The following is a 1,233-nucleotide window of genomic DNA, read 5'->3' on the forward strand; positions in this document are numbered from 1 at the left end:
TAAGCATCGATACTTTAGGCGCATCAGGGTCTGGTGCCATCATTGCATTTATATGATTTTCCTTGGCTTCCTGTGCGGAGGTTGCAGGCATTGCCGCAAACGCCCCCAGAGCGGCAAGTTCAATAATAAAGGTACGGCGGTTCATACCATCATTCATCTTGTATTCCTTGGGATTTTTATATAACCAATCATCACAATGATGCTGGTTTAAGTGTCTGGAAATTATCATTGATTCGACAGCTCAGTTTCCCCGCTATCTCTGGCAGGGTATCGCTGAAAAATCCGTTTATTGCCGTCCGGAAGGCCTTCGCTGTGGCAAAATAACGGTTGTTTCGGGCATGCTCATTCATCACCTTCCACAACCGCTCTATCGGATTCAGATTCGGGCTGTAGGGGGGCAGGTAGTGGAGTTCAATATTCATCACCACCGCCCAGTCCTGCACCAGCGAGGCCCGGTGATACGGCGCACCATCCAGTATGAGATGTACTCTCTGCCTGACCGGGTAAGTCTGCCGGATGGCGATAAAAAAATCACAAATGGTTCTGGCATTAATCTGCGCATAATCGCCGGTCACTGTCCGTGCGATGTCGTTCAGACAGAGTGCCCCGATAATATTCATCCGTGTGCGGCTGCCGGTTGTCTTAACCGGTTTGCGCTCACCCCGGCGTATCCAGCCACCACTCAGTTTTGTTGACTGCGTGGGATGCACCGCATCCATAAACAGAATGGGTTCTTTATCACCCGCCGTCAGCTTCAGAGCCTCATATTCAGCCATGAACTGCTGCTGTTTCTCTTCGCTGAACTTATGCGGAACGCCTGTCGGCTTTTTCCAGGAAAAACCATGGCGGTGAAGCCACTTGTTCATACCGGGAATGGAGTAAGACACACCAAACCGTTCCCTGACAAGGGCAACGATACTGGCTGTGCTCGCATGGACATCTGTGGTCAGCAAACAAATCAGTTCTGCTGAGTGTACAGAAGTGAGGTGCTCCTGTGAGCCACCGTTGTCAGAGGTCAGTTTACCCTCATGAAGATAATCGGCAATATGGCGCAGAACAGTAGTCTCGTGAATGAGCTGAGACTGAGCAATCATGGCCGTTGACCAGCCCTGAGCAGAAAGAAGTACGCAGCGAATTCTGTCGCAGACGCGGCGGTCACGACTTTGTCGGTGCTGAGCCTCAAGTGCTGCAATCTGTTCAGGTGTGAGTCTGATATTCATGGTCTGAGCATGA

General features: G+C 50.8%; 1 protein-coding gene. It reads right to left on the reverse strand.

The features are described 5' to 3' along the window. Positions 1–191 precede the first annotated feature (191 nt). Positions 192–1,220, reverse strand: a complete 1,029-nt coding sequence (locus ACSZPU_RS25785; RefSeq protein WP_499004458.1) for an IS630 family transposase — start codon at positions 1,218–1,220, stop codon at positions 192–194. Between the last annotated feature and the right edge of the window lie 13 nt (positions 1,221–1,233).

The sequence above is a fragment of the Phytobacter sp. V69 genome (assembly GCF_965644215.1).
Lineage (GTDB): Bacteria > Pseudomonadota > Gammaproteobacteria > Enterobacterales > Enterobacteriaceae > Phytobacter.

What these genes read in the sequence shown, in the direction of transcription:
- ACSZPU_RS25785 (WP_499004458.1), bottom strand. Translation starts at nt 1,220, where the DNA reads ATGAATATCAGACTCACACCTGAACAGATTGCAGCACTTGAGGCTCAG.